Origin of the sequence: Streptomyces sp. NPDC087787, assembly GCF_044743035.1 — a bacterium.
In the GTDB taxonomy this organism is placed as follows: Bacteria; Actinomycetota; Actinomycetes; order Streptomycetales; family Streptomycetaceae; genus Streptomyces.
The window spans coordinates 141,684-165,937 of record NZ_JBIUVQ010000008.1; the positions used below are offsets into that span (position 1 = coordinate 141,684).

23 protein-coding genes are annotated in these 24,254 nt (G+C 71.8%); 9 read left to right on the top strand and 14 right to left on the bottom strand.

All coding sequences use genetic code 11. The annotated features are described in order from the left end of the window. Positions 1–323: 323 nt before the first annotated feature. The 7 genes from ACIOWN_RS15285 to ACIOWN_RS15315 all read right to left on the bottom strand — a co-directional run bounded on the left by ACIOWN_RS15285 (position 324) and on the right by ACIOWN_RS15315 (position 6,739). Positions 324–1,088, bottom strand: coding sequence for an ABC transporter ATP-binding protein (locus tag ACIOWN_RS15285; RefSeq protein WP_362351706.1), 765 nt, complete (start codon positions 1,086–1,088; stop codon positions 324–326). Then, a complete protein-coding gene (locus ACIOWN_RS15290) occupies positions 1,085–1,885 on the bottom strand; it encodes an ABC transporter ATP-binding protein (RefSeq protein WP_362351704.1) in 801 nt (266 codons plus the stop codon). The genes ACIOWN_RS15285 and ACIOWN_RS15290 overlap by 4 nt, the downstream gene beginning before the upstream one ends. Further along, on the bottom strand, positions 1,882–2,760 hold the full coding sequence (locus ACIOWN_RS15295) for an ABC transporter permease (RefSeq protein ID WP_362351701.1): 879 nt from the start codon (positions 2,758–2,760) through the stop codon (positions 1,882–1,884). Before ACIOWN_RS15295 ends, ACIOWN_RS15290 begins: the two co-directional genes overlap by 4 nt. Then, the gene (locus ACIOWN_RS15300; protein WP_401982427.1) at positions 2,757–3,722 is read right to left on the bottom strand and encodes an ABC transporter permease; all 966 of its coding nucleotides are present in this window, start codon (positions 3,720–3,722) and stop codon (positions 2,757–2,759) included. Before ACIOWN_RS15300 ends, ACIOWN_RS15295 begins: the two co-directional genes overlap by 4 nt. Further along, positions 3,722–5,242: an ABC transporter substrate-binding protein gene (locus ACIOWN_RS15305; RefSeq protein ID WP_401982428.1), complete on the bottom strand. Its 1,521-nt coding sequence runs from the start codon at positions 5,240–5,242 to the stop codon at positions 3,722–3,724. Before ACIOWN_RS15305 ends, ACIOWN_RS15300 begins: the two co-directional genes overlap by 1 nt. 45 nt (positions 5,243–5,287) lie before the next feature. Next, positions 5,288–6,016 carry a DUF1684 domain-containing protein gene (locus tag ACIOWN_RS15310; protein WP_362351695.1) on the bottom strand — a complete coding sequence of 243 codons (729 nt, stop codon included), beginning with the start codon at positions 6,014–6,016 and terminating at the stop codon, positions 5,288–5,290. Positions 6,017–6,187: 171 nt separating this feature from the next. After that, entirely contained in the window at positions 6,188–6,739 is a 552-nt protein-coding gene (locus tag ACIOWN_RS15315) for a DoxX family protein (RefSeq protein ID WP_401982429.1), read from the bottom strand. 206 nt (positions 6,740–6,945) lie between these two features. Here ACIOWN_RS15315 and ACIOWN_RS15320 point away from each other — a divergent pair, with 206 nt between their 5' ends. From ACIOWN_RS15320 to ACIOWN_RS15330, 3 genes are all read left to right on the top strand, one after another. Then, positions 6,946–8,202, top strand: a complete 1,257-nt coding sequence (locus ACIOWN_RS15320) for an amidohydrolase (RefSeq protein ID WP_401982431.1) — start codon at positions 6,946–6,948, stop codon at positions 8,200–8,202. A 206-nt stretch (positions 8,203–8,408) separates the two neighbouring features. Beyond that, complete coding sequence (locus ACIOWN_RS15325; protein WP_362351686.1) at positions 8,409–8,783, top strand: VOC family protein; 375 nt, start codon at positions 8,409–8,411, stop codon at positions 8,781–8,783. 323 nt (positions 8,784–9,106) lie between these two features. Beyond that, entirely contained in the window at positions 9,107–11,491 is a 2,385-nt protein-coding gene (locus ACIOWN_RS15330) for an ATP-binding cassette domain-containing protein (protein WP_401982432.1), read from the top strand. Between the two features lie 267 nt (positions 11,492–11,758). On the opposite strand, the gene ACIOWN_RS15335 is transcribed toward ACIOWN_RS15330, so the two are convergent. Continuing rightward, positions 11,759–12,130, bottom strand: a complete 372-nt coding sequence (locus ACIOWN_RS15335) for a hypothetical protein (protein WP_362351681.1) — start codon at positions 12,128–12,130, stop codon at positions 11,759–11,761. Positions 12,131–12,533: 403 nt separating this feature from the next. Here ACIOWN_RS15335 and ACIOWN_RS15340 point away from each other — a divergent pair, with 403 nt between their 5' ends. The 4 genes from ACIOWN_RS15340 to ACIOWN_RS15355 all read left to right on the top strand — a co-directional run bounded on the left by ACIOWN_RS15340 (position 12,534) and on the right by ACIOWN_RS15355 (position 15,108). Continuing rightward, positions 12,534–13,229, top strand: coding sequence for an NAD-binding protein (locus tag ACIOWN_RS15340; RefSeq protein WP_362351678.1), 696 nt, complete (start codon positions 12,534–12,536; stop codon positions 13,227–13,229). Positions 13,230–13,412: 183 nt separating this feature from the next. Next, positions 13,413–13,646, top strand: coding sequence for a hypothetical protein (locus ACIOWN_RS15345; protein ID WP_100568832.1), 234 nt, complete (start codon positions 13,413–13,415; stop codon positions 13,644–13,646). A 69-nt stretch (positions 13,647–13,715) separates the two neighbouring features. After that, positions 13,716–14,843: a CapA family protein gene (locus ACIOWN_RS15350; RefSeq protein ID WP_401982433.1), complete on the top strand. Its 1,128-nt coding sequence runs from the start codon at positions 13,716–13,718 to the stop codon at positions 14,841–14,843. Positions 14,844–14,916: 73 nt separating this feature from the next. Then, positions 14,917–15,108 carry a hypothetical protein gene (locus ACIOWN_RS15355; protein WP_362351674.1) on the top strand — a complete coding sequence of 64 codons (192 nt, stop codon included), beginning with the start codon at positions 14,917–14,919 and terminating at the stop codon, positions 15,106–15,108. On the opposite strand, the gene ACIOWN_RS15360 is transcribed toward ACIOWN_RS15355, so the two are convergent. Next, entirely contained in the window at positions 15,080–16,087 is a 1,008-nt protein-coding gene (locus ACIOWN_RS15360; RefSeq protein WP_401982434.1) for a 1-aminocyclopropane-1-carboxylate deaminase, read from the bottom strand. The genes ACIOWN_RS15355 and ACIOWN_RS15360 overlap by 29 nt on opposite strands. A gap of 67 nt (positions 16,088–16,154) precedes the next feature. Further along, complete coding sequence (locus ACIOWN_RS15365; protein WP_362351669.1) at positions 16,155–16,889, bottom strand: GntR family transcriptional regulator; 735 nt, start codon at positions 16,887–16,889, stop codon at positions 16,155–16,157. A 391-nt stretch (positions 16,890–17,280) separates the two neighbouring features. On the opposite strand from ACIOWN_RS15365, the gene ACIOWN_RS15370 reads away from it, so the two are divergent. After that, positions 17,281–18,486: a cytochrome P450 gene (locus tag ACIOWN_RS15370; protein WP_401982436.1), complete on the top strand. Its 1,206-nt coding sequence runs from the start codon at positions 17,281–17,283 to the stop codon at positions 18,484–18,486. A gap of 850 nt (positions 18,487–19,336) precedes the next feature. Here the strand turns inward: ACIOWN_RS15370 and ACIOWN_RS15375 are convergent. From ACIOWN_RS15375 to ACIOWN_RS15385, 3 genes are all read right to left on the bottom strand, one after another. Continuing rightward, positions 19,337–19,978: a hypothetical protein gene (locus tag ACIOWN_RS15375; RefSeq protein ID WP_401982437.1), complete on the bottom strand. Its 642-nt coding sequence runs from the start codon at positions 19,976–19,978 to the stop codon at positions 19,337–19,339. Then, on the bottom strand, positions 19,975–21,702 hold the full coding sequence (locus tag ACIOWN_RS15380) for a PHP domain-containing protein (RefSeq protein WP_362351658.1): 1,728 nt from the start codon (positions 21,700–21,702) through the stop codon (positions 19,975–19,977). The genes ACIOWN_RS15375 and ACIOWN_RS15380 overlap by 4 nt, the downstream gene beginning before the upstream one ends. Before the next feature lie 188 nt (positions 21,703–21,890). Then, complete coding sequence (locus tag ACIOWN_RS15385) at positions 21,891–22,775, bottom strand: neutral zinc metallopeptidase (RefSeq protein ID WP_362351655.1); 885 nt, start codon at positions 22,773–22,775, stop codon at positions 21,891–21,893. A 290-nt stretch (positions 22,776–23,065) separates the two neighbouring features. Here ACIOWN_RS15385 and ACIOWN_RS15390 point away from each other — a divergent pair, with 290 nt between their 5' ends. Continuing rightward, positions 23,066–23,638, top strand: a complete 573-nt coding sequence (locus ACIOWN_RS15390; RefSeq protein ID WP_401982438.1) for a DUF6529 family protein — start codon at positions 23,066–23,068, stop codon at positions 23,636–23,638. Positions 23,639–23,679: 41 nt separating this feature from the next. Here ACIOWN_RS15390 and ACIOWN_RS15395 read toward each other — a convergent pair whose 3' ends face one another. Beyond that, positions 23,680–24,237, bottom strand: coding sequence for a DoxX family protein (locus ACIOWN_RS15395; protein ID WP_362351650.1), 558 nt, complete (start codon positions 24,235–24,237; stop codon positions 23,680–23,682). Positions 24,238–24,254: the final 17 nt, after the last annotated feature.

Genomic DNA, 24,254 nt, shown 5'->3' on the forward strand with positions numbered 1-24,254 from the left:
GCGCGCCCGGTAGCGCCAGGGGCCCGCGCCGGGCGGCGTGATGGGGTTCGGGTCGACGGGACGTCCGGAACGGTCCGGCGCCTGGCACGGGCGGGGGCCCGCGCCGGGCGGCGCGACGGCGGCTCGGGCCGGCCGGGACAGCCGGACCGCCCCGGAACAGCCGGTGGCCCGCACGGACGGGGCCCGGAACGGCCGGGACGGCCGAGGACTTACACCGGACCGCGCGTTGCGGGTTCGGGTCGACCCGGAGCGGCCGGGGCCAGGGGCGGCGCAGGCCAGGGCCCGGCGCGGCCGGGGGCTCGCGCCGGAGGACGCGGAGGCGGTTAGGCCGGGAGGCGCGGCACGCTGTCGAGCAGGCGGCGGGTGTACGGGTGGGCGGGCCGGGTCAGCACCTGGGCGGTGTCGCCGTGTTCGACCACGCGGCCGCGTTCCAGGACGGCGGTGCGTTCGCACAGCGAGGCGACGACCGACAGGTCGTGGGAGACCATCACCAGGGTCAGCCCCTGCTCCTGCTTGAGCTCGGCCAGCAGGTCGACGACCTTGACCCGGGTGGTGACGTCGAGCGCGCTCACTGGTTCGTCGGCCAGCAACACCCGCGGAGTGCAGACGGTGGCGCGGGCGATGGCGATCCGCTGACGCTGGCCGCCGGAGAACTCGTGCGGGTAGCGGTCGGCCGCGTCGGCCGGCAGACCGACCCGTTCCAGGGCCGCGGCCACCTTCGGCCGGGCCGCGGCGCGGCTGTCGATGCCCAGGGAGAGCAGCGGCTCGGCCACGGTGGCGCCGATCCGGCGGCGCGGGTCGAGCGAGGAGTACGGGTCCTGGAACACGCACTGGACGCCGCGCCGGAAGCGGCGCATCTGTTCCCGGTCCCGCGGGGACAGTTCTGCGCCGTCGAAGCGGACCTGGCCGGCCGTGGGCCGGGCGAGACCCAGCAGCAGCCGCAGCAGCGTGGTCTTGCCGGCTCCGGACTCGCCGACGAGCGCGAGACTGTGCCCGGCCTCGACCTCGAACGACACGTCCTCGACCACGTTGCCGGAGGCGCCCCGGTGACGCAGCGCGACGCCGGACAGTTCGAGTACGGGGGTCATCGCGCGCTCCTCAGGTCCAGGGCGGATTCCAGGCGCCGGGCACTGGCGACGAGGGTCTTGGTGTACTCCTCGCGGGGCGCGCCGACGATGGCCCCGACCGGGCCCTCCTCCACCGCCCGCCCGTCCTTCAGCACCAGGGCGCGGTCTGTCACCTTGGCCACCACGGCGAGGTCGTGGCTGACGAACAGCACCGCCATGTCCCGTTCCCGGACCAGCGTGTCGACGAGTTCCAGCATCTCGGCCTGGACGGACACGTCCAGGGCGGTGGTCGGCTCGTCCGCGATAAGCAGTTTCGGTTCGCAGGCCAGGGCCATGGCGAGGGCCACGCGCTGGCGCTGTCCGCCGGAGATCTCGTGCGGGAAGGCACGGGCGATGCGCTCGGGTTCGGGCAGCCGGACCTGGACGAGCGTCCGCGCCACCGCCTGCTGAAGGTCCTTGCCCTTCAGGCCGGTGCGCCTGCGCAGGGGTTCGGCGATCTGGCGGCCCACGCGCATCAGCGGGTCGAGCGCGGTGAGCGGCTCCTGGAAGACGATGGCCGCGTCCCGGCCGCGCAGGGAGGTGAGCCGCTTCTCGGGGGCGCCGACCACCTGGGTGCCGGCGAGTTCGACGCTGCCGGTGGCGGACATGCCGTCGGGCAGCAGACCGAGCACGGCGAGCGTGGTGAGGGACTTGCCGGAGCCGGACTCGCCGATGAGACCGAGGCGTTCGCCGCCGGACACGGTGAAGGACAGGTCGTCGACCAGGGTGCGGCCGTCGCCGGTGCGGACGGTCAGTCCGCGTACGTCGAGGAGGTTCACGCGCGCCTCCGGCGGGTGGCCGGGTCGAGGGTGTCGCGCAGGCCGTCGGCGATGAGGTTGACACCGATGACGAGCAGGACGAGCAGGATGCCGGGGGCGAGCGCGCCCGCCGGGGCGGTGGTGAAGGTGGCCTGGGCCTCCTGGAGCATCCGGCCCCACGAGGCGTTCGGCGGGGGCGCTCCGAGCCCGAGATAGGACAGTCCGGCCTCGGCGAGCACGGCGAGCCCGAACTGGAGGGCCAGGTTGACCACCAGGGTGGGCCAGATGTTGGGCAGCACATGGCCGAAGACGGTCCTGGGCCAGGACGTGCCGGAGGTGCGGGCCGCGGTGATGTAGTCCTGCGCGAGCACGCGTTTGACGAGGATGCGCACCAGCCGGGCGACGACCGCGCTCTGCGCCAGGCCGATCGCGAGGACGGCCGAGCCGAGGGTCGCCGAGCGTGCGGCGACGATGAGCATCGCGAGCAGCAGGGTCGGGAAGGCGATGAGGATGTCGAGGAACGCCGAGAGCGTGTCGTCGAGCCAGCCCTGCGCGAACGCGGCGAGCACCCCGAGGGTGACGCCGATCGCGGCGGCGACGAGCACCGACCCCAGGCCCGCCTCGACGGCGATCCGCGAGCCGGTCATGACCTGGGTGAACAGGTCGCGCCCGAGCTTGTCGGTGCCCAGCAGATGCCCGTTCCCGGGGCCGGCGAGGCGCCCGCCGGAGGTGTCGTCGGCGGAGAAGGGCAGCCAGAACAGGGACACCAGAGCGAGCAGCGCGATGAGGCCGGCGAGGACGCAGCCGACGACGAGCGTGGCCGAACGCCGGGGACCGCGTCCGCCCGGTGGCGTCTTCTCCGGCCGGACGGTGGGCAGTGTGTCCGCCCGGGTCATCGGGCACCTCCGGAGAGCCGGCCGCGCAGGCGCGGGTCGATGATCCGCTGTACGAGGTCGGCGACGAAACCGATGAGCAGCACGGCGAGGGTGGAGACGAACAGCACGCCCTGGATGACCGGGTAGTCGTGCTGGGCGATGGCGGTGGCGAGCAGGGAGCCGAGGCCGGGCAGCGCGTACACCGATTCCACGACGACCGCGCCGAGCAGGGTCGAGGCGAGTTCGATGCCGAGGATCGAGATGACCGGTACGGAGGCGTTGCGCAGTCCGTGCCGCCACATCGCGCGGCCGAAGGACGAGCCCAGGGCGCGGGCGGTGCGCAAATGGTCGCTGCCGAGGACGTCGAGGGTGGCTGAGCGGACGTAGCGGATCAGGGACGCACTCATCACCAGGGCGATGGTGACGACCGGCAGGACGAGGGAGCGGATCGCCTCGGCCGGCTCCGACCAGCCGTCCGGCGGGAAGCCGCCGGACGGGAGCCAGCCGGCGTTCAGCGCGAACACGGCGATGAGGATCATGCCGAGCCAGAACACCGGTACCGCGATGCCCAGTTGGGACACGCCGCTGAGCAGTGCGCCGTACCAGGTGTGCCGTTTGTGCGCGGCGACGAACCCGGCGGGCACGGCGAGGACGACGGCGAGGGTGAACGCGGCCAGGGTCAGTGGCGCGGTGACGCTCATCCGGGAGGCGACCTCGGGTCCGACGGGCAGCGAGTTGACGAAGGAGGTACCGAGGTCGCCACTCGCCAACTGCCCGAGCCAGTGGACGAACTGCTCGGGCAGCGGCTTGTCGGACCCGATGGAGTGCCGTGCCGCGGCGATCTGTTCCGGGCTCGCACCCACCGAGGTGAGTGCGTTGGCCGGGTCGCCGGGCAGCATGCGCAGCAGGACGAACAGCACCACGCTCGCCAGGGCCAGCGACACCAGGAGGAAGGCGAAGCGCCGCAGGAGATAGCGGGCCATCAGCCCTTCTTCTGGATGTCGTAGACGTAGAACTGCGAGTTGAGGCCGTTGAGCGGGTAGCCGGACAGCTTGCTGCTCGCGACGACGATCTGCGGGTACAGGTACAGCCAGTCGCTGGCCGCGTCCTCGGCGGTCCTGCGGTTGACCTTCTTCAGCAGCTCGGTCTGCTCGGCGGTGCTGGAGGCCTGCTCGGCCTGCTCCACCCACTGCGTGACCTGCTTGTTGTCGTAGCCCCAGTAGAAGTCGGGGTTGCCGTACCAGACGAGGTCACGGTCGTTGACGTGCTCCTGGAGGGTGGCCGAGAAGTCGTGGTTCTTGTAGACCTTCGTGTACCACTCGTCCGGCGTGATCGTGTTGATCTTGACGCTGACGCCGACCTTGGCGAGCTCCGACTTGATGAAGGTCGCGGCGGTGGGGTGCGGGTCGTAGTTGGGGGTGTCGAGGGTGAAGCTGAAGCCCTTGGCGTAGCCGGCCTCGGCGAGCAGCTTCTTGGCGCGTGCCGGGTCGTAGGCGTTGACCTTGGTGAGGTCCTCGTACCAGGGGTCGGTGGGCGGCACCATCGAGCCGATGAGCTTGCCGTAACCGCCCCAGACGGACTCGAGGAGCTTCTTGTCGTCGATGGCGGAGGACACGGCCTGGCGCACCTTGACGTCGGTGAACGGCTTGGCCTTGTCGTTGAAGGCGAGCAGCAGCTTGGTGGTGGAGTCGCCGTCGTTGACCTTGTAGTTCGGGTTGCTCTTGAACTGGTCGAGGGCGTCGGGCGACTGCTCGCTGGTGACCACGTCGACGGCGCCCGTCAGCAGCGCGTTGTTGAGGGCGGTCGCGTCCTTGTAGTAGTGGAAGACGGCCTTCTTGTTCGTGGCTGCCTTGCCCCAGTAGCCGGGGAACCGGTCCAGGCTCAGCGCGGAGCCGCGGGTCCACTTGCCGAGCTGGTACGGGCCGGTGCCGTCCTCGGTCGTCTTCAGGTTCTTCGCCTGGGAGTTGATGATCCAGACATAGGAGAGGTTGTAGACGAAGGAGATCGACTTCTTGGACAGCGTGACCTTGACGGTCCGCGCGTCGGGGGTGGCGATGTCCTTGATGACCTGGAGGTTGCTCTTGCGGGCGGACTGGGAGTCGTCCGCGATGACCTTCTCCAGGCTGTACTTGACGTCTTCGCTGGTGAGGGCCTTGCCGCTGTGGAACTTCACGCCGTCACGAAGGGTGAAGGTGTAGGTGAGTCCGTCACCGCTCACCTTGTGGTCCGTGGCGAGCAGCTTCTCGACCTTGCCGTCGTCGGTGAGCTTGAACAGCCCTTCGTAGACGTTGCCGTTGAGTGCCTCGGTGACGCCCTGGCCGCCGCCCGCGGTGTTGTCGAGGTTCTGCGGCTCGTAGAGGGAGCCGACGTTGACGGTGGCGTCCTTGTTCGCGGTGCCGCCGGAGGCGTTGCCGCCCGAGCCGGAGCCGCCGCAGGCGCTCAGGGTCACGGCGAGGGTGGCAGCGGTGGCGGTGGCGTACAGGGACGTCTTCTTGATGCTCATGACTGTGGCGCTTTCGTGCTGGAGGTGCGGGAGGCTACGGGGTGATCAGTGCTGCGCGGGGAAGCCGCCGCGGAAGACGGGGAGCTTCTCACCGGCCTGAATGGGCAGGTGGAAACGGTTCTGCCGCGGCGGCATCGGACAGTTGTACTGATCGGAGAATCCGCAGGGCGGCACGAAGGCGCGGTTGAAGTCGAGCAGGACGCGGCCGTCGTCCTCGGTGCGTCGCACGAAGAGGAAGCGGCCGGCGCCGTAGGTGGTGTCCCCGTTGGTGGGGTCGCCGAAGACGAGCAGCAGGGTGCCGTCGTCGTCGAAGGCACTGAGGGTGTACTCGCGGCCGTCGACGGTGAGCGTGATGTCGCCCGGGACGACGAGGTCGCGGGTGCCGCCGTTGTCCCGGATGTGCTCGAAGGCCACGCGCCGGGCGCCGGGTACGGGCGTGTAGGTCGCCTCGAGCACCCAGGCCGGGTCGTAGGGGAACACGTCGACGCGGTCGAAGTTGCGGACGGCGTCCGAGTCGGCGTCCCAGAAGCGCAGGCCGTGCTCGGGCTCGCCGGTGACGAGGTCGGTGCGCTGGAGCGTGGTGACGGTCACCGTACGCGCCCGGCCCGCGCGAGCGGCCTCGGCGTCCGGGCGCTCACCGGCCGGCAGCCAGCGGGTCTCGACGAGGGCGAGGTTGCCCGTCGGCGAGGTGAGGGCCCGATGGCGCTCGGACCGCCATGTGTCCCACTCCCCCGCGGGGTCGGCTGTGGGCTGGTCGGTGATGGGGTGGGACATGTCAGGACTCATTCGCGCAACGTTCGAGGGCATCACGCCGCAGATGTCACGCCGCGTGAATTGATGGCCAAAGCGTCACCTTTATCTTCTATAAGGCTCTCTAATGTCAAATGAGATCCACTGGCCGGACGGCGGACCCTGTGCGACCTGTCCGCCGTCCGAGGCAGGGCGTCAGTGGCGCAGCAGCAGCGTGACCCCGGCGACGACGGCGCCGAGCACGATCGCGGCGACGCCGTGGGCGACGCGGTGCGAGCGCAGCACGGGCAGCAGCCGGTCCACGGCGATCCGGCCGGGCCCGGTCAGGGCGAGGGCCACCGCGGACAGGGCGATGAGCAGCTCGTACTCGACGCCCTGCGGGGCGAAGAAGCCGCCGCCCCACTTGACGGAGATCGCGTTGACCAGCGTGCCGGCGACGGCCGCGGCGGCGAGCGGGGTGAGCAGGCCGAGCACGAGGCCGAGCCCACCGAGGGTCTCACTGAGCCCGGCCACGACGGCGAACGCCTTGGGCGAGGGGTAGCCGGAGGCCGCGAAGAACTGCCCGGTGCCGTCCACACCGCCTCCGCCGAACCAGCCGAACAGCTTCTGGGTGCCGTGCGCGGCCATGGTCAGCCCGAGCACGAGGCGCAGGACGAGCAGGCCGGCGTCGTACGCGCGGGCGGGTGCCGCCGGGGCCGTCCCGGGCACGGCGACAGGTCGGGTCAGGGTGGCGTCGGAAGTGGTCATGGTGGTGCTCCTCGCAGGTGGTGGGGGTGCGGGGTCTCGCGGCGCTGGGCGTGGGGACCCGAGTTAGCTTGAAACTTCAAGCTATACCGGACAGCCCTCTTGCTACAACTTTCAAGCAGTCCGGCGTGGCGGCCCGCCGGCCTGCCGCGTTCCCCCGCGTGTGGTTACGTCGGACGTAGCGGCCCACCGGCCGAAGGGGCATCACGATGACCGCACACGACACCGCCCGGCAGGTCCTGGCCGGCCTGGACACCACCCTGAACCAGGACCTCGAAGCGCTCTACCAGGACCTGCACGCCCATCCCGAGCTGTCCTTCGAGGAGCACCGCACGGCCGCCGAAGTCGCCCGCCGCACACGGGACTTGGGATACGAGGTCACCGAGGGCGTCGGGCGGACCGGCGTCGTGGCCAGGCTGGTGAACGGCGAGGGCCCGACCGTGCTCCTGCGCGCCGACTTCGACGCGCTGCCCGTCACCGAGCGGACCGGGCTGCCGTACGCCTCGGTCAACGAAGGCGTGATGCACGCGTGCGGCCACGACGTGCACGTCACCTGCCTGTTCGGCACCATGGCACTCCTGGCCGGCGCCCGCGAGCGGTGGTCCGGCACCGTGCTGGCCGTGTTCCAGCCGGCCGAGGAGCTCGGCCAGGGCGCCCAGGCGATGGTCGACGACGACCTGTACGGCCGCTTCGGCACCCCCGACGTCGTCCTCGGCCAGCACGTGATGGCGCTCCCGGCCGGCACCGTCGCCTGCCACCCCGGGCTCGCCTTCGCCGCCACCGACGCGCTCCAGGTGCGCATGTTCGGGCGCGGGGCCCACGCGTCCATGCCGGAGGCGTCGATCGACCCGGTGGTGATGGCGGCCTCCACCGTGATGCGGCTGCAGACCGTGGTCTCCCGCGAGATCGCCTCCCGGGACCGGGCCGTGGTCACCGTCGGCGCCCTGCAGGCCGGCACCAAGGACAACATCATCCCGGACGAGGCCCGGCTCCAGCTCAACATCCGCACCCACGACCCGCAGGTCCGCCGGACCGTCCTGGACGCGGTGGAGCGGATCGTCCGCGGCGAGGCGGCGGTCGCCGGGGCGCAGCAGGATCCCGAGATCAGCACCCTGCACACCTTCCCGCTGATGGTCAACGACCACGAGGTGTGCGCCCGGACGATGGCCGCCATCGGCGACGTGATCGGCCACGACAGGCTGACGGACCCGGGAGCCTCCTCCGGCAGCGAGGACGTCGGCGTCTTCGGCACCAGCGCGAACGTGCCCGTCTGCTACTGGCTCCTCGGCGGCGTCGACCCCGGCACCTACGCGAAGGCGGACGCCGCGGGCACCAAAAGCCGTGACATCCCGCAGAACCACTCGCCGCTCTTCGCCCCCGTCATGCGGCCCACCCTCACCGACGGCGTCACGGCCCTGACCACCGCGGCCCTCACCTGGCTCGGCCCCGACCCGCGTCCCGCATGACCCACCCGCGGGGAAGCCGGATCGAGTAGGGTCCTCGATGTGAACACCGGACCGGCGATACGCCACTCACGGACGGGCAACCCGGTGGAGGGCTGATCGCACCGCGGGTGCCGAGAAGGCACCCCCCGGGTTCGGCGCGCGGACCTCCCGTGCTCGTGCACCACGACGAGTCCGTTTCCGTGCCGAATCACAGTCAGGTCAGCCGAATGACAGCCACGTTCAACCACACCATCATCGCCTCCAAGGACCGCGAGGAGTCGGCCCGCTTCTTCCGGGAGCTGCTCGAAGTGGGGGCAGCACCGTCCTGGGGCCCGTTCACCAACGTCCAGCTCGCCGACGGCGTGCTGCTCCAGTTCGCCGAGCCGCCGGTGGAGATCCAGATGCAGCACTACGCGTTCCTGGTCGACGACGAACTGTTCGACCGGGCGTATCAGCGGCTGTGCGACCGCGGCATCGAGCACTGGGCCGATCCGCACCTGCAGCGCCCCGGTGAGATCAACCACGAGCACGGCGGTCGAGGGGTCTACCTCAGGGACCCCGCAGGTCACGGGATCGAGCTGATCACCCGCCCGTATCTGTAAACAGGGGCGGAGCCGGCCTGGCCGGGCACCAGCACCCTGGTGCCCGGCCGAACCGTCAGGTCGTGCCCCGGACCGGTCAGGAATCGAGAAGCGCCGGCAACCGGGCCGCCGGTAGCGTGGGCCGAGCCGTCCGGCGATCAGTCCGATGACCTGCGCAAGGGTGCGCAAAGTCGGAATGTGTGGATAATTCCCTGGTTCTCGCGCGGAGCGCGGCCCCGGTGAGCGCCGCCGGACGAGCGGCGCGCCACCCCGGCCGGCGCCGCCGCTCAGGCGGACACCCACCGTCGCCGCGAAGGCGGCCCAGCCTCACAGATGGAGACACGATGAACAACGCCACGGACACGCCGTCGCCCGCGGCACACGCTGCCGACAGCCACGACATGATCCGCGTGCTCGGCGCGCGCGAGAACAACCTCAAGGACGTCAGCATCGAGATCCCGAAGCGGCGCCTGACGGTGTTCACCGGTGTCTCCGGCTCGGGCAAGAGCTCACTCGTCTTCGACACGGTCGCCGCCGAGTCGCAGCGGCTGATCAACGAGACCTACAGCGCCTTCGTGCAGGGCTTCATGCCGACCCTGGCCCGCCCCGAGGTCGACGTCCTCGACGGGCTGACCACCGCGATCATCGTCGACCAGCAGCGGATGGGCGGCGACCCGCGTTCCACGGTGGGCACCGCCACCGACGCCAACGCGATGCTGCGCATCCTCTTCAGCCGGCTCGGGCAGCCGCACATCGGCTCCCCCAAGGCGTTCTCCTTCAACGTGCCCTCGATCAGCGGAGCGGGCGCGGTCACCGTGGAACGCGCCGGAAAGACCGTGAAGGAGCGGCGCAGCTTCAGCATCACCGGCGGCATGTGCCCGCGCTGCGAGGGCCGTGGCACGGTCTCCGACGTCGACCTCACCCAGCTCTACGACGACTCCAAGTCGCTCACCGAGGGCGCGCTGACCATCCCCGGCTACAAGCCGGGCGGCTGGAACTACCGGCTCTACAGCGAGTCCGGCTTCTTCGACGCGGACAAGCCGATCAAGAAGTACACCGAGCAGGAGCTGCACGACTTCCTGCACCGCGAGCCGACCCGGATGAAGATCGCGGGCATCAACATGACCTATGAGGGTCTGATCCCGAGGATCCAGAAGTCGATGCTCTCCAAGGACCGGGAGGCGATGCAGCCGCACATCCGGGAGTTCGTGGACCGGGCGATCACCTTCACCGACTGCCCCGAGTGCGGGGGCACCCGGCTCAGCGAGGCGGCCCGGTCGTCGCGGATCGGCGGGACCAGCATCGCCGACGCCTGCGCGATGCAGATCAGCGATCTGGCCGAATGGGTCCGCCGCCTGGACGAGCCGTCGATGGCGCCGCTGCTCGCCACGTTGCAGCAGACCCTCGACTCCTTCGTGGAGATCGGCCTCGGCTACCTCTCGCTCGACCGCCCGTCGGGCACGCTGTCGGGCGGCGAGGCACAGCGAGTGAAGATGATCCGCCACCTCGGCTCCTCGCTGACCGACGTCACCTACGTCTTCGACGAGCCCACCACCGGACTGCACCCGCACGACATCCAGCGGATGAACGACCTGCTGCTGCGGCTGCGGGACAAGGGCAACACCGTGCTCGTCGTGGAGCACAAGCCGGAGACCATCGCGATCGCCGACCACGTCGTCGACCTCGGTCCCGGCGCCGGTACGGCGGGCGGCGCCGTCTGCTTCGAGGGCACCGTCGAGGGGCTGCGGGCCAGCGGCACCCTCACCGGCCGCCACCTCGACGACCGGGCGTCCGTGAAGAAGGCGGTGCGCAAGCCGACCGGCACGCTGGAGATCCGTGGCGCCGACACGCACAATCTGCGGGGCGTCGACGTCGACATCCCGCTCGGCACGCTCGTCGTCGTCACCGGCGTGGCCGGTTCCGGCAAGAGTTCGTTGGTGCACGGGTCGATCCCGGCCGGCGCGGGCGTGGTGTCGGTCGACCAGGGCGCGATCCGCGGCTCGCGGCGCAGCAACCCGGCGACGTACACCGGACTGCTCGAACCGATCCGCAAGGCGTTCGCCAAGGCCAACGGGGTGAAGCCGGCCCTGTTCAGCGCCAACTCCGAGGGCGCCTGCCCCACGTGCAACGGCGCCGGCGTCATCTACACCGACCTGGCGATGATGGCCGGTGTCGCCACCACCTGCGAGGAGTGCGAGGGCAAGCGGTTCGACGCGTCGGTGCTTGAGTACCACCTCGGTGGCCGTGACATCAGCGAGGTGCTGGCGATGCCGGTGGCCGAGGCCGAGGAGTTCTTCGGCGCCGGGGAAGCCCGCACACCGGCCGCGCACCGGGTCCTGGGGCGGCTCGCCGACGTCGGGCTCGGCTACCTCACCCTGGGGCAGCCGCTGACCACGCTGTCCGGCGGCGAGCGGCAGCGGCTCAAGCTGGCGACCCACATGGCCGAGAAGGGCGGCGTCTACGTCCTCGACGAGCCGACCGCGGGTCTGCACCTCGCCGATGTCGAGCACCTGCTGGGCCTGCTCGACCGGCTCGTCGACTCAGGCAAGTCGGTGATCGTCGTCGAGCACCACCAGGCGGTCATGGCGCACGCCGACTGGATCATCGACCTCGGCCCGGGGGCCGGCCACGACGGCGGCCGGGTCGTCTTCGAGGGCACCCCCGCCGACCTGGTCGCCGCGCGTTCCACCCTCACCGGCCAACACCTCGCGACGTACGTCGGCGCCTGACCGGGCCTCCCGAAGTCTCCGTACCGCGTCCGCGGCCCGTCACTTCGGCCGTTGACGCGGTACGGCGACGGGTCCTGGGGCTCGTGCGGCTCATCGCCGATCATGGCCGTCGCCCCTCCTCGCACAGCTCACGCGGCCGCGCCGCGGCGTCGCCTCCGGCAGCCGCCGCCCGGCGCGCCGCCTCGCGGGCCGGGCCCGCGTCACGGCGCCGTCCGGCGCGACGGCATGGCTGAGGGGGCCGGAGGTGCGGACCGCCGGCCCCCTCGGTCATGCCGCGAGGGCGCCCGTCCGCAGGGAGCGGCGCGGCGCGACCGGGGTCTCCGCGGGGCCGACGCGGTAGGTGGTCCTGGTGGAGTCGACGAGAGGCTCGCCGAGTGTGATCCGTCCGCTGGAGTGCAGCATGTCGCACAGGTCGGTGGGAAGCGCGACGTAGCAGCTTCCCCGGCCGGTACGGGGCTCGAACGGCTGCCAGTAGCTGTACCTGCGGCGTCCGCCCGCGTGCACGGTGAGGAACACGAGCATGCTCGGGTCGGAGATGATGCGCAGCAGCTCCGCGCCTGAGGGGCTGAGGGGGGCACCGGCACGGCTGTGGGGGTGGCGCAGGACGACGGCGTGGGCCGGGCCGGGTATGGACTGCATCAGCGGTGGCCTTCCTCGAGGCTGGGACTGAAGATCACTTACCCAGCTCGGGCGATGTTGATCTCTCTTTCCCGCGGCATTTTCCAGCATGTCACCGACAACACGGCGGCGACACGCCGAAGTTGTGTCCAGTCCGCCCCGGCGCGCGCCCCTGACCCGACTCGTTCACCCACCGAACGGCGCAGCCGGCCGAGGGGCCGCACGCAGCGACCGGGGCACGGGACGGGAGCAACAGGGATGGATGGGATCGGGTTCGTCGGGCTCGGCACGATGGGCCGGCCGATGGCACGCAGGCTGCTGGCCGCCGGCCACCGCGTGGTGGTGTGGGTCGCGGCCGGCCGTCGAGGAGCTGTGCGGGGCGGAGGCCGCGGCGGACCTCGCGGAGGTGTTCCGGCTCCCCGTCGTGACGAGCGTGCTGTCCGACGACGTCGCCGTCCGGTCGCTCATCCTGGACAGCGCGGTGCTGGACGGCGCCGAGTGCCGCGTGCACGTGAACCTCGCGACGGTGTCGGCGGGCTTCGCCTCCGAGGCGGAGCAGCGGCACACGCAGCGGGGCACCGGATATGTGGCGGCGCCGGTACTCGGCCGGACCGACGTGGCGGCGGCGGGGAAGCTCGATGTCCTGGCCGCCGGTGCCCCGGAGGCACTGGACCTGGCAAGGCCCGAACTCGAACCGCCGGCCGCGCGGATCTGGGAACCCGGGACCGATCCGGCACGCGCCGACGTCGTCAAGATCACGGTGAACTTCCTGCTGGCCGCCGCGGTCGAGGCCACCGCGGAGGCGATGTCGCTGGCGGAGTCGTACGGCGTCGACGCCGCCGCGTTCGTCGAGCTGATCGGAGGCACGCTGTTCCCCGGCCCGGTCTACGGCACGTACGGCGGGCTCATGGCCGAACAGCGTTACGAGCCGCCCCGATTCACCGCGCGGCTTGGGCTGAAGGACGTGGGCCTCGCCCTGTCGGCGGCGCAGCGGCGCGGCCTGGCGCTGCCCACCGGCAGCCTGGTGCGGGACGCCCTGCTCGAAGCCGTCGCGGTCGGCTGGTCGGAGCGCGACCGGGCCACGCTCGCCGAGGTCGCCCGTAGCGGGGCGGGCCGCTGACCCGTACGAAAGCCCCACGTCCGCGGGGCGTGGGGTCTGTCGGAGTGGTTGTGCCGCGGCGGCCGGTCCGGCCGGTGCCGTTGGTGGAATACGGCTCGGGATGCGCGACCCGGCCCTCGGGACGCGCGACCCGTTCCGACGCCGGGGCACCGGTCCGTCCGGCACAGCGAGGAGTGAAGGCTCATGGCAGTGTGCGAGGTCTGCAACAACGACTACGAGATGTCGTTCGAGGTACGCGCGGGCGACGCGGTCCACATCTTCGACAGCCTGGAGTGCGCGGCCCAGCGGATCGCGCCGACGTGCGGCAACTGCGACTGCCGCATCCTCGGCCACGGTCTTCAGGCCGACGGGCGCTTCTTCTGCTGCGCCAACTGCGCGCGCCGGCAGGGAGTCGCCCAGCTCGTCGACCACGCCTGACCTCTCGGCCGGAGGAACACGGCGCGTCCCGCCCGCCTCGGTACCCGTCCCGGTCACTACGGTGGGGGTATGCGCGACGGCGTGGTGACGCTGTTCCTGTGCGGCGACGTGATGCTCGGCCGCGGCGTCGACCAGATCCTCCCGTGCCCCGGCGATCCGGCCCTGCGGGAGGCCTGGGTGCGCGACGCCCGGTCGTACGTCGAGCTGGCGGAGGCGGCGAACGGCCCGATCCCCGCCCCGGTCCCACCGCAGTGGCCGTGGGGCGAGGCGCTGCCCGTGCTTGCGGCCGCCGCCCCGGACGTACGGATCGTCAATCTGGAGACGTCCGTGACACGCAGCGGCTCGTTCGCGCCGGAGAAGGAGGTCCACTACCGGATGGCCCCGGGCAACCTGCCCGCCCTGGAAGTGGCCCGGCCCGTCGTCTGCGTACTGGCCAACAACCACACGCTGGACTTCGGCCGTGCGGGGCTGCTGGAGACGCTGGACTCCCTGACGGGTGCGGGACTGCTGGTGGCGGGCGCAGGCCGGAACGCGGAGGAGGCGTTCGCGCCCGTGGCGCAGCCGGTGGCGGACGGCGTGCGGGTGCTGGTGTTCTCCCTGGGGACGACGTCCAGCGGCATACCGCGGAGCTGGGCGGCGACGGCGGACCGCGCCGGTGTCGCGTACGTCCCCGCGGCGACGGCGGAGGCGGCCGCGGCGGTCGTCGCACGCGTACGGCGGGCGCGGTCCCCGGGCGACATCGTGGTCGTCTCCGTGCACTGGGGGTCCAACTGGGGCTACCACGTCCCCCGGGAGCAGATCCGCTTCGCCCACGCGCTGGTCGACGGCGGCGTCGACGTCGTCCACGGGCACTCCTCGCACCACCCGCGTCCCGTCGAGGTGTACCGCGGCCGGCTGATCCTGTACGGCTGCGGCGACTTCATCGACGACTACGAGGGCATCTCCGGCTACGAGGGTTACCGCGACGACCTGCGGATCGCCTACTTCCCCTCGCTCACGGCCGGGACGGGACGGCTCGCGGAGCTGCGCATGGTGGCGCTGCGGGCCCGGCGGATGCGGCTGGAGCCCGCCACCGGGGAGGAGCGCGCATGGCTGCGGGCGACACTCGCCCGGATCAGCACGGGCGTGGCCATCACCTCGGAGCCGGACGGCACGCTCGCCGCGGCAGGTACGGCGACGACCGCGCGGGAGCCGTGAGGCCCCCGCGGCGGCGCTCCCGGCGCCCGCCCGCCGAGCGGCCGGGACCGGGCGCCGGACGTACCTTCGGAAGATGGACGAGGTGCCCCGACGCATCGACCCCTCGACGGACCGGACCGCCGCGGCGCTCCTGCTCGGCTGCCTCCCCGAGGAGGTCGGCTACTGCCCCCGCTGCCACGGACTGACCCACCGCTACGGGCGCAACGCCCAGGTCCTGTGCCCGGCCTGCAGTGCGGTCAGTGGAAGACGCCGCTGTAGGCGTTGAGGGCGGGCTGGCCGCCCAGGTGGGCGTACAGGACGTTCGAGCCCTTGGGGATGTCGCCGCGCCGGACGAGGTCGATGAGGCCGGCCATGGACTTGCCCTCGTAGACAGGGTCGATGATCATGCCTTCGAGGCGTCCGGTGAGGCGGATGGCGTCCAGGGTGGACTGAACGGGGACGCCGTAGAGGTCGCCGGCCCAGCCCTCCAGGACGGTGATCTCGTCGTCGCGCAACTCCCGGCCCAAACCTATGAGTTCGGCAGTGTTGCGGGCGATCTTCGCCACCTGGGCGCGGGTCTCGTCGATCTTGGCCGAGGCGTCGATGCCGAGCACCCGGCGGGGCCGGTCCTGGCCCGCGAAGCCGGCGATCATGCCCGCGTGCGTGCTGCCGGTGACGCTGCACACCACGATCGTGTCGAAGAAGACCCCGAGTTCCCGTTCCTGCTGCTGGACCTCGTAGGCCCAGTTGGCGAAGCCGAGGCCGCCCAGGGGGTGGTCGGAGGCTCCGGCGGGGATGGCGTACGGCGTGCCGCCCGCGGCACGGACGTCCTCCAGGGCCTGGTGCCAGCTGTCCTTGAACCCGATGCCGAAGTCCGCCCGGACCAGGCGCACGTCGGCGCCCATGACGCGGGACAGCAGGATGTTGCCGACCTTGTCGTTGACCGCGTCCGGCCAGTCGACCCAGCTCTCCTGGACCAGTACGGCCTTCAGCCCCGCCTTCGCGGCGACCGCGGCCACCTGCCGGGTGTGGTTGGACTGGACGCCGCCGATGGTGACCAGGGTGTCGGCGCCCTTGCGGAGCGCGTCGGGGACCAGGTACTCCAGCTTCCGGGTCTTGTTGCCGCCGAAGGCCAGACCGCTGTTGCAGTCCTCTCGCTTGGCCCAGATACGGGCACCGCCGAGATGGTCACTGAGCCGGTCCAGCGGGTGGACGGGGCTGGGGCCGAACAGCAGGGGGTGGCGCTCGAAGGACTCGAGGGTCATCTGGGGCTCCTCGCGGGGTCGTCTGCCGGGGGATGTGGGTCCTGGGTGGGGCGTGGGGGCTGGTGGGTCAGCGCCGAGCGACACCTCGGCCGGGGCCGCCGTCCCGCTCGTCGGTGTCGGCGTCGGTGTCGGCTTCGGTGTCGAGCAGCGCGGTGTCGAGCAGCGGCAGCAGCGTCTGCCAGTTGGCACGGGTGGCGGCCACGGCCCCCTCGACGTCCCCGGCCTCGCACAGCGCGATGATCCGTTCGTGCTGGGCGACCGAGCCGCGGCCGCTCAGCGAGGAGAAACGCAGCCTCTCCACACGCCGCAGCACCGGCGTGAACTGCTCCAGGACGGTGCGGACGGCCGGGTTGGCGCAGGCGGTGACGGCGACGTCGTGGAAGGCGTCGTCGGCGTCGATCGCCGCGTCGACGTCGCCCCGGCGCAGGGCGTGGGCGAAGCGCGCGTTGGCCTCACGCATGGCGGCCGGCTCGGCGGCGGTCAGGTGGGGCATCGCCTCGCGGACGGCGAGTTCGTGCATGGCCGCCGTCACCGACTGGGCCGCGCGGGCGGCGCGCACGTCCAGGGGGCTGACCATGGTGTAGCGGCCGGGCTTCGTCCGCACCAGGCCGGCCTGCTCCAGACGAGCCAGGGCCTCCCGCACCGGTGTGCGGCTGACGCCCAGCCACTTCACCAGGTCGGTGTCGTTGAGGCGCTCCCCCGGTGCGAGGGTGCCGTCGACGATGGCGTCCCGGATGGCCCGGTAGGCGTTGTCCCGGAGGAGCGACCGGGAGACGAGTCCCCTGCTCTGTGGCACTGGCATGCAATATATTGCACGCTGCATGTCAGGCAACTGTCAAGGGTGCGCCCGCGCGGGCCCTCGCGCGGCCGGTGGCCGGAGCCGCGCGCGGCCTTGTTGACCCACTTGGCTGTGCGTGACGGAGCGGGTCACCGTCTCGCGTGTTTCCATCAGCAAGGAGGCGAACGACACGGGGGCCGCGCGTCCCTCGGGGGCCGGGTGCCACCGCCTCCGTCGACTTCCCACCGCACGGCGGCGGAAGGGCCGCCGCGGTGGCCCGGTGTCGATCGCCGGCGAAGGCCGGCCCGCCTCGTCACCCACTGGGCGGCCGGCGGCGCCGTGAGGCTCGCCGGGGGCCTTCGCCGGGCCGTGGACACCACCGACGTCGTATCCCCTGCCCCGAAGGAACCGACTGATGACCACGGACAACGAGACGGCCGTCTGCCCGTTCGACTTCAGCGAGACCCTGGAGTTCGACCCCTCCCTCGAAGAGCTGATGTGCCGCGACACCCCCACCCGGATCCGGCTGAGCTACGGCGAGGCGGAGGCCTGGCTGGTCACCAGCTTCGACGGCGTCAAGCAGGTGACCACCGACCAGCGGTTCAGCCGGGCGGCCATCATCGGCCGCGACTACCCCCGGATGACACCGGAGCCCATCGTGTCGCCCGAGTCGATCAACGTGATGGACCCGCCGTACAGCAGCCGCGTCCGCCATCTGGCGTCACAGGCCTTCACCCAGCCGCGCGTGGAGGCCATGCGCCCCCGGATCGCCCGGCTCGCGGACGATCTGCTGGACACCATGGAGAAGGCGGGCCCGCCGGCGGACCTGATCCGGCACCTCTCCGACCCGCTTCCCCAGCACACCGTCCTCGACCTCCTCGGCATCGAGCGGGAGGAGTGGCCCTGGATCCAGAAGGCCGTGCACCAGCTCCTCGTCGTCGGACCGGACAGCAAGGAGGCCGCGGCGAGCGCCAAGACGGAACTGACGGCCTTCTTCGGCGAGCTCGTCGCACAGCGGCGGAAGTCCCCGGGCAGCGACATCATCAGCGCGATGGCCGCGGCACGGGACGGCAAGGAGCAGCTCGACGACCGGGAACTGGCGGTCATGACGCTCATGCTGGCGCTCAGCGGCCAGGACACGGCGACCTGCGAGATCAGCGACATCGTGTACCTGCTCCTGACCCGGCCCGAACTGGCGGAACGCCTCAGGAGCCGGCCCGGGACCCTGACCGAAGTGCTGCACGAACTGCTCCGCCACATCCCCTTCCGCAAGGGGGTCGGCATCCCGCGGGTGGCTCTGGAGGACGTGGAACTGGGCGGTGTGACGATCCGGGCGGGCGACTACGTCCACGTGTCGTACCTGACGGCCAATCGTGACCCGGAGCGCTACACGGACCCGCACGACATCGACGTGGACCGGCCGAACGCCCCTCATATGACGTTCGGCTGGGGCGGGCACCGGTGCATCGCGATGCCGTTGGCCATGGCCGAACTCGAAGTGGCCATCGGACGGCTCATGGAGCGCTTCCCGGAGCTGCGGCTCGCGGTGCCGCCGGAGGAAGTGCGCTGGGACACGCAGACGATCAGGCGGTTCCCCCTGGAGCTGCCGGTGGCCTGGTAGGGACACCGGCCCGGCAGGGGCGACACGGACGCCGCACGGCCTCGGCCGGCCGGACCGCCGGGGCCCGACGCCTCGGCGGACTACTGGTGCGCGTGGTGGCCGCGTCCTTACTCCGGGAGACGGCGCCGAAGAAGACCGGACGGACCGGTCACGAGGACGCCGCCGTCACACCGGCCGCGGACGTGCAGCCGGAGCCCGGCCCCGCCGCGCGCTGATGACCTGCCCGGACCGGGATGACCCGCGCGTCGGCGCGGGTCATCCCGGTCCGGGCAGAGCGGCGTCCGGGGCGCCGGGCGGGTCGTCGTCGAGGAACCGCGCGACGGACGCGGTGAACGCCTCGGTCACTCCGTGCCCCGGCCCGCGTCACTGACCCCCACCGTGATGTTGATCTACGGAAGCAGTCCGGGCAGCCGGGACGAGGGAAGGTCCGTCGCCCGCTGCCCCCGGTCGCCGAGGAGGACACCGGCCGGGACCACGGTGATGCACAACAGCCCGGCGTCCAGCTGGTTGGTCCACGCCGAACACGACCTTGTGCGGATGCCCGGCCACCTCGGCGAAGCTCCGCGGCCGGGGCGGGTCCTGCTTGCCCAGGACCGCCGAGGCGTTGGACAGGTCGCGCATGAGCTGGGCGGCGTACGGCAGTACGAGTCGGCGGCGGCCTTGGAGATACTGCGGTGCCCGGCCACGGCCAGGAAGGATCGGAGCGTCTCGACATCCACGGTTACCCCTCCTGCGGCCACGGCACGGGGCTCGACGGACGGGACCCTACTGCCCCGCGGACCCTTTGTGACCTGCTGGGACCGCGGGGCGGAGGGACTTCTTCCGGGCGGGTGCCGCGGCCGGCGCGCCGTCAGCCGTGATCGGCGCAGCAGGGCGTGGGGTCGGGCACCTCGAAGGGGGCGAGGAGGCCACCCGCCGCGGGCACGAGCGGCAGCACGAGCTGTCCGTCCTGCCACAGGGGACGGACATGATCGCGAGTCGTGACCGAGGTGGCCGGTGCCGGGCCGCCGCCGGGGCCGGACGGCGCTCCGACGACCGTGACCCGTTCGATGGCGGTGTGCTGAAGGAGGAAGCTGAGCGGGACCGTGCCGACGAGACGCCCGGCACCGGGGTAGACGACGGCGCGTCCCCGCGCGCGGCTGTGCTGCTCGGCGGCCGCCAGCGCGGCGCCGTCCGCGTACGACTCCGGACCGTGCCGCAGCGCGCCGAGGGCCGCTCCAGAGGACGGCCGGCCGTCGTCCGTCTCCGTGAGAAGGGCGACCAGCCGGTGCCACACCGAGGCCGCGGTGTCCGCGTCCGGCAGTGCCAGGGAGAGGGCGATGTGCGGGCGGTCGCCGCTTCGGACCGGGTGGGTGCACGCGACGGTGGTGTCCGGCAGGCCGAGCCGCGTCACCAGGTGGTGGGCGAGGTGATCGGCGCCGCGCAGGTCCGCCGACCCGGCGTCCACACCGATCACGGTGGGGGCGCCGGGTCCGCCGGGTGTACCGGTCATGCGGGCAGGACCCACATCGGGTTGGAGTAGAACCACAGGTCCTTCCATGGGTCGGCGTCGCCGACCACGTCCATCGCCGGTCCGGCCGGGTCCACGGCGGCACCGCGCAGACCGACCGCCGAGCGGTTCCCGTCGGTGCCGCGCAGCCGTACGTACACCGGCTTGTCCACGCGGCCGAGGGAGTACGTCAGTCGCACCGAGCCGGTGGACTTGTTCACCTCGAAGGACTTGACGACCTTCGTGTCCGGGGTGATGAACACGTCCTTGTCGGAGACCCGGCCCGTGACGGCACCCTGGATCACGTCGACGCGGGCCAGCTTCGGCACGAACTGCGCCCAGTTGGGGCCGCCCGCGAGGCTGATCTCGACGACCAGGTCGACCTGGCTGCCACGGCGCACGTGCAGCGCGTCGCCGAGGGTGACGGCCTTGCCGCCGGAGCGCAGCTGGGCGTTGAGTCCGCTGATCAGCCCGCCGTGGTCGACCCAGACGCGGCCGGCCCGGATGCCGTCCATGACCGCCTGGTAGGAGAAGGAGGCGGCACCGACGTGGGTGCGGGAGTACTGGCCGGGCCAGAAGTCGCCGTCGCTCAGGTTCAGTCCGCCGCCGTGGACCGGGTCCTCGTAGCGGCCCCTGGCGTCGAAGTCGCTGCCCGGCCCGCGGACGGAGGAGTCGGCGTAGACGCTGTGGGAGTCGGAGTTGGCGGTGATCCACCACGGCTTGCCCTCGGCCAGCAGGCTGTCCCAGAGGCCGCCGACGGTCGCGGTCATCCAGTCGAAGCCGCCCCAGGTGCGGTAGCTCTCCAGCGGGTAGCCGGAGAAGGAGTCTGCGCCGGGGCTGTTGTCGTAGTAGCCCCGGCCCGAGCCGGGTCCGTTCGGCGCGGGCAGGCCGGCGGCCTGGTGACCGGGGGCGCCCTCCATGCCGACGGCGATCGTCGGCTGCGCGTCGCGCCAGGCACGGATCTCGTGCGGGGAGTCGATGCCCTTGCGGGCGGGGTGGTTGGCCAGGAACAGGGCGTCCTTGACCTTGCGGCGCTTGACCTGCTCGGCGAGGAAGTCGACACCCGCGATGGCGAGCGCCTCGTTCGCGGGGGTGGAGGCCGTGGCCTTCTTCACGGCCCCGTCGAAGGAGTTCTCGAACTCCTTCAGCACGGCCACCTCGTTGCTGCCGGGGTGGACGAAGACGGTGCCGTGCTCGGCGGCCGGGATGTTCCACTCCAGGCCCTGGAAGACGAGCGTGTCGCTGATCTTCCCGCGGGCGGCGACGATGTCCGGGTTGACCTTCTCCACGCCGATCTTGGCGTGCTGCTCGCTGCCGTGGTCGGTGATGACCATCCAGTCCAGGCCGTGCGCGTTGGCCTGGCGCACGTGGTCGACGACCCGGTACTTGCCGTCGGAGCTGTACTGGGTGTGGATGTGGTGGTCACCGGCCAGCCACAGGTAGCCGCCCGAGCGGGCGGGCTGGGAGGACCGCTGGTTCTGGCCCTGGTCGCCCTGGGACTGGGACGCGGCCGCCTGTCCGGCCCCGGCGAGCACGCTGCCCGCCGCCAGTCCGGCGCCGAGCAGACCGGTGCGGCGCAGCATGGACCGGCGGGAGAGCTGGTCGGGCGTCAGTTCGGCGTCGGGGACGTCGAGGTCGAGCGCCGGCGGCAGGGATCCGCCGCCCGTCCCGTGCGTGTGGTCGTGGTGGTGGTGATGCCCGTGGGCGTGACTGTGGCCGTGGCCCATGTCCCAACTCCTGCCGTCGGTATGCAAAGCGTGTTCGAGCGGCGCCCATGCTGGGCCCCTGCCGCCAACACGGTGGGAACGGCCGGTGACATCGACAGGTACGGCCGGTGGCACCCGGACGCACGGCAGACCCGTGGGCACGGCGAAGGCCCCGGCCGGGAAACCCGGTCGGGGCCTTCGTCATATGGTCAGATGGCGCCGGTGAAGGTGTCGCACCGGGCCGGGGAGCCGGTGGTGTACCCGGTGGTGAACCAGTGGACCCGCTGCTGCGAGCTGCCGTGGGTCCAGCCCTCCGGGTCGACGCGGCCCTGGGTGCGCTCCTGGATGCGGTCGTCACCGACGGCCTCCGCGGCGTCGAGGGCCTCGCGGATCTCGGAGTCGGTGAACGGCTTTTCGAAGAAGCCGGTGGTGACGGCGTTCTTGGCCCAGGCCCCGGCGTAGCAGTCGGCCTGGAGCTCCAGGCGGACCGAGCCGCTGTCGGCTCCCGTGCGGTCCCGGCCGGCGCGGTTCATGGTGCCCAGCAGGTTCTGTACGTGGTGCCCGTACTCGTGGCCGATGACGTACGCCTGCGCGAGGGGGCCGCCCTTGGCGCCGAACCGGTCCTCCAGTTCACGGAAGAAGCCGAGGTCGAGGTAGACGCCGCGGTCGGCCGGGCAGTAGAACGGCCCCATGGCGGACGAGGCCCGGCCGCACCCCGTGTTCCAGGTGCCGGAGACCAGTGTGGTTCCGGCCTTGCTGTACGTCTGCTGGAAGTGCTCGGGAAGAGCGCCCTGCCAGTAGCGCTGGATGCTGTTGACCACGCCCACCACGCGGCACTTCTCCAACTGGTTGGCGTCACTGCCCTTGCGGCACTTCTCCTTCAGGTTCTCGCCCGGCTGCGAGGCGGCGGAGTTCGAGCCGCCGCCGTTCAGGAGATTCGCCGGGTTGACGCCCAGGAACAGCGCGGCGACCAGGACGACGACGCCGATGACGCCGCCGCCGATGGTGAGCCCGCCTCCGGGAATGCCACCGCCGCTGCTGCCGAGGTCATCGACCTGAGAAGCATCAAGATCCACGTCATCGCGGAATTCCATGGGTCGTTCGTCTCCTGGGGGTTGGTGATCACCCCCATTCTGCCCGGTGTCGTGGACCGGTCGTGCGAAGGCGGGCAATGGAGCAGCGATTGCCCGGGCGGACCAGTTGGAGTGGACAGGACCCGACCACCCGGGGCCAACTGGGAGAAGAGGTCCGCTGGGGTCGTTTCCCGCGGCGGCCCGGATGCGCCGTCCGACACCAATGGAGCGCTCATGAAAGGAACGGCCGCGGCGACAGTGCCGGCGGTTTGCGCCGTGCCGCGAGGTCGAACTCGATTGATCGGTCACTGATGACCGAGCGGACGGGCGCGCGGACGCGGCGTCCCGCACGAACGGTGGCGGGCTTGCTCGCCGCTTTGCTGCCGCTCGCGGTCGCGGTGGGGCTGTACGCGTTCGGCCGCACGCACACACCCGACTACACCAGCGGTCTGTTCGGGCGGCACGGCGTCGGTGTCTACGATCTCAAGGCGCGCCTGGGCAGCGCCCTGATGGCACTCGCGCTCGTACAACTGCTGCTCGGGCTGTGGATGTACCGGCGCCTGCCGGGAGCGGGAGCCGCGCCGCATCGGGTGCCCCCCACACACCGGCTCATCGGCCTCCTCGCCTTTCTGCTCTCGCTGCCCGTCGCCTACCACTGCATCACCGCCTACGGAGTCAAGTTCACGAGCAGCCGGGTGGCGGTGCACTCCATCACGGGCTGTGTCCTGTACGGCGCGTTCGTCGCCAAGGTGCTGGTGGTACACAGCCGCCGACTGCCCGGTTGGGCGCTTCCGGCCGCGGGCGGCGTCCTGGTCACCGCTGTCGCACTGATGTGGTACACAGCCGCCTTGTGGTTCCTCGCCGGCTCCGCCCCCGGCTTCTGACCGTGCGGACGTTGCACGTCCAGACGTCACCTGCCGCGGCACTAGAGAGCGAGCGCGACCGCGGCGCCCGCGCCGCCCAGGCCCAGGGCGACGGCCGCCTCCCGCCAGCCGCCGAAGCCCCATCGGAAGAACCGGTCGAGGGCCAGCCGGCCCGGTCCGATCGCGGCGATCCCCAGGGCGACGACGGCGATGCCGACGTTGTATTCCACACCGCCGTCCGTCTCCCAGAGGCCGTGGGCGCCGGTGACGGTCACCATCGCGTTGATCATGACGCCGATCAGGGCGGCGGCCGCGAGCGGGGTCAGCAGCCCGAGGGCGAGGCCGAGACCGCCCAGGAACTCCGACAGACCGGCGATCGCGGCGAACAGCTTTCCCGGGCGGTAGCCGAGGGCGGCGAACCCCTGACCGGTCCCGGTCAGGCCGCTCCCCCCGAAGAGCCCGAAGAGTTTCTGCGCCCCGTGCCCGGCCATCAGCAGGCCGAAGGTGAGCCTGATGAGCAGCAGACCGCAGTCGGCGGCGGTCCCCGTGACCGCGCCGGTGTGCGGTGCCACCGGCTCCGTGGCACGGGAGGGGCGGTACAGAATGCGATTCGTCAACATGGGAGCTCCGCTGAGAA

Bases quoted from the DNA above. Each gene is read 5' to 3' on its own strand.
- ACIOWN_RS15285 (WP_362351706.1), bottom strand. From the start codon at position 1,088: ATGACCCCCGTACTCGAACTGTCCGGCGTCGCGCTGCGTCACCGGGGC.
- ACIOWN_RS15295 (WP_362351701.1), bottom strand. From the start codon at position 2,760: ATGACCCGGGCGGACACACTGCCCACCGTCCGGCCGGAGAAGACGCCA.
- ACIOWN_RS15300 (WP_401982427.1), bottom strand. From the start codon at position 3,722: ATGGCCCGCTATCTCCTGCGGCGCTTCGCCTTCCTCCTGGTGTCGCTG.
- ACIOWN_RS15305 (WP_401982428.1), bottom strand. From the start codon at position 5,242: ATGAGCATCAAGAAGACGTCCCTGTACGCCACCGCCACCGCTGCCACC.
- ACIOWN_RS15310 (WP_362351695.1), bottom strand. From the start codon at position 6,016: ATGTCCCACCCCATCACCGACCAGCCCACAGCCGACCCCGCGGGGGAG.
- ACIOWN_RS15315 (WP_401982429.1), bottom strand. From the start codon at position 6,739: ATGACCACTTCCGACGCCACCCTGACCCGACCTGTCGCCGTGCCCGGG.
- ACIOWN_RS15320 (WP_401982431.1), top strand. From the start codon at position 6,946: ATGACCGCACACGACACCGCCCGGCAGGTCCTGGCCGGCCTGGACACC.
- ACIOWN_RS15325 (WP_362351686.1), top strand. From the start codon at position 8,409: ATGACAGCCACGTTCAACCACACCATCATCGCCTCCAAGGACCGCGAG.
- ACIOWN_RS15330 (WP_401982432.1), top strand. From the start codon at position 9,107: ATGAACAACGCCACGGACACGCCGTCGCCCGCGGCACACGCTGCCGAC.
- ACIOWN_RS15335 (WP_362351681.1), bottom strand. From the start codon at position 12,130: ATGCAGTCCATACCCGGCCCGGCCCACGCCGTCGTCCTGCGCCACCCC.
- ACIOWN_RS15345 (WP_100568832.1), top strand. From the start codon at position 13,413: ATGGCAGTGTGCGAGGTCTGCAACAACGACTACGAGATGTCGTTCGAG.
- ACIOWN_RS15350 (WP_401982433.1), top strand. From the start codon at position 13,716: ATGCGCGACGGCGTGGTGACGCTGTTCCTGTGCGGCGACGTGATGCTC.
- ACIOWN_RS15355 (WP_362351674.1), top strand. From the start codon at position 14,917: ATGGACGAGGTGCCCCGACGCATCGACCCCTCGACGGACCGGACCGCC.
- ACIOWN_RS15360 (WP_401982434.1), bottom strand. From the start codon at position 16,087: ATGACCCTCGAGTCCTTCGAGCGCCACCCCCTGCTGTTCGGCCCCAGC.
- ACIOWN_RS15365 (WP_362351669.1), bottom strand. From the start codon at position 16,889: ATGCCAGTGCCACAGAGCAGGGGACTCGTCTCCCGGTCGCTCCTCCGG.
- ACIOWN_RS15370 (WP_401982436.1), top strand. From the start codon at position 17,281: ATGACCACGGACAACGAGACGGCCGTCTGCCCGTTCGACTTCAGCGAG.
- ACIOWN_RS15375 (WP_401982437.1), bottom strand. From the start codon at position 19,978: ATGACCGGTACACCCGGCGGACCCGGCGCCCCCACCGTGATCGGTGTG.
- ACIOWN_RS15380 (WP_362351658.1), bottom strand. From the start codon at position 21,702: ATGGGCCACGGCCACAGTCACGCCCACGGGCATCACCACCACCACGAC.
- ACIOWN_RS15385 (WP_362351655.1), bottom strand. From the start codon at position 22,775: ATGGAATTCCGCGATGACGTGGATCTTGATGCTTCTCAGGTCGATGAC.
- ACIOWN_RS15390 (WP_401982438.1), top strand. From the start codon at position 23,066: ATGACCGAGCGGACGGGCGCGCGGACGCGGCGTCCCGCACGAACGGTG.
- ACIOWN_RS15395 (WP_362351650.1), bottom strand. From the start codon at position 24,237: ATGTTGACGAATCGCATTCTGTACCGCCCCTCCCGTGCCACGGAGCCG.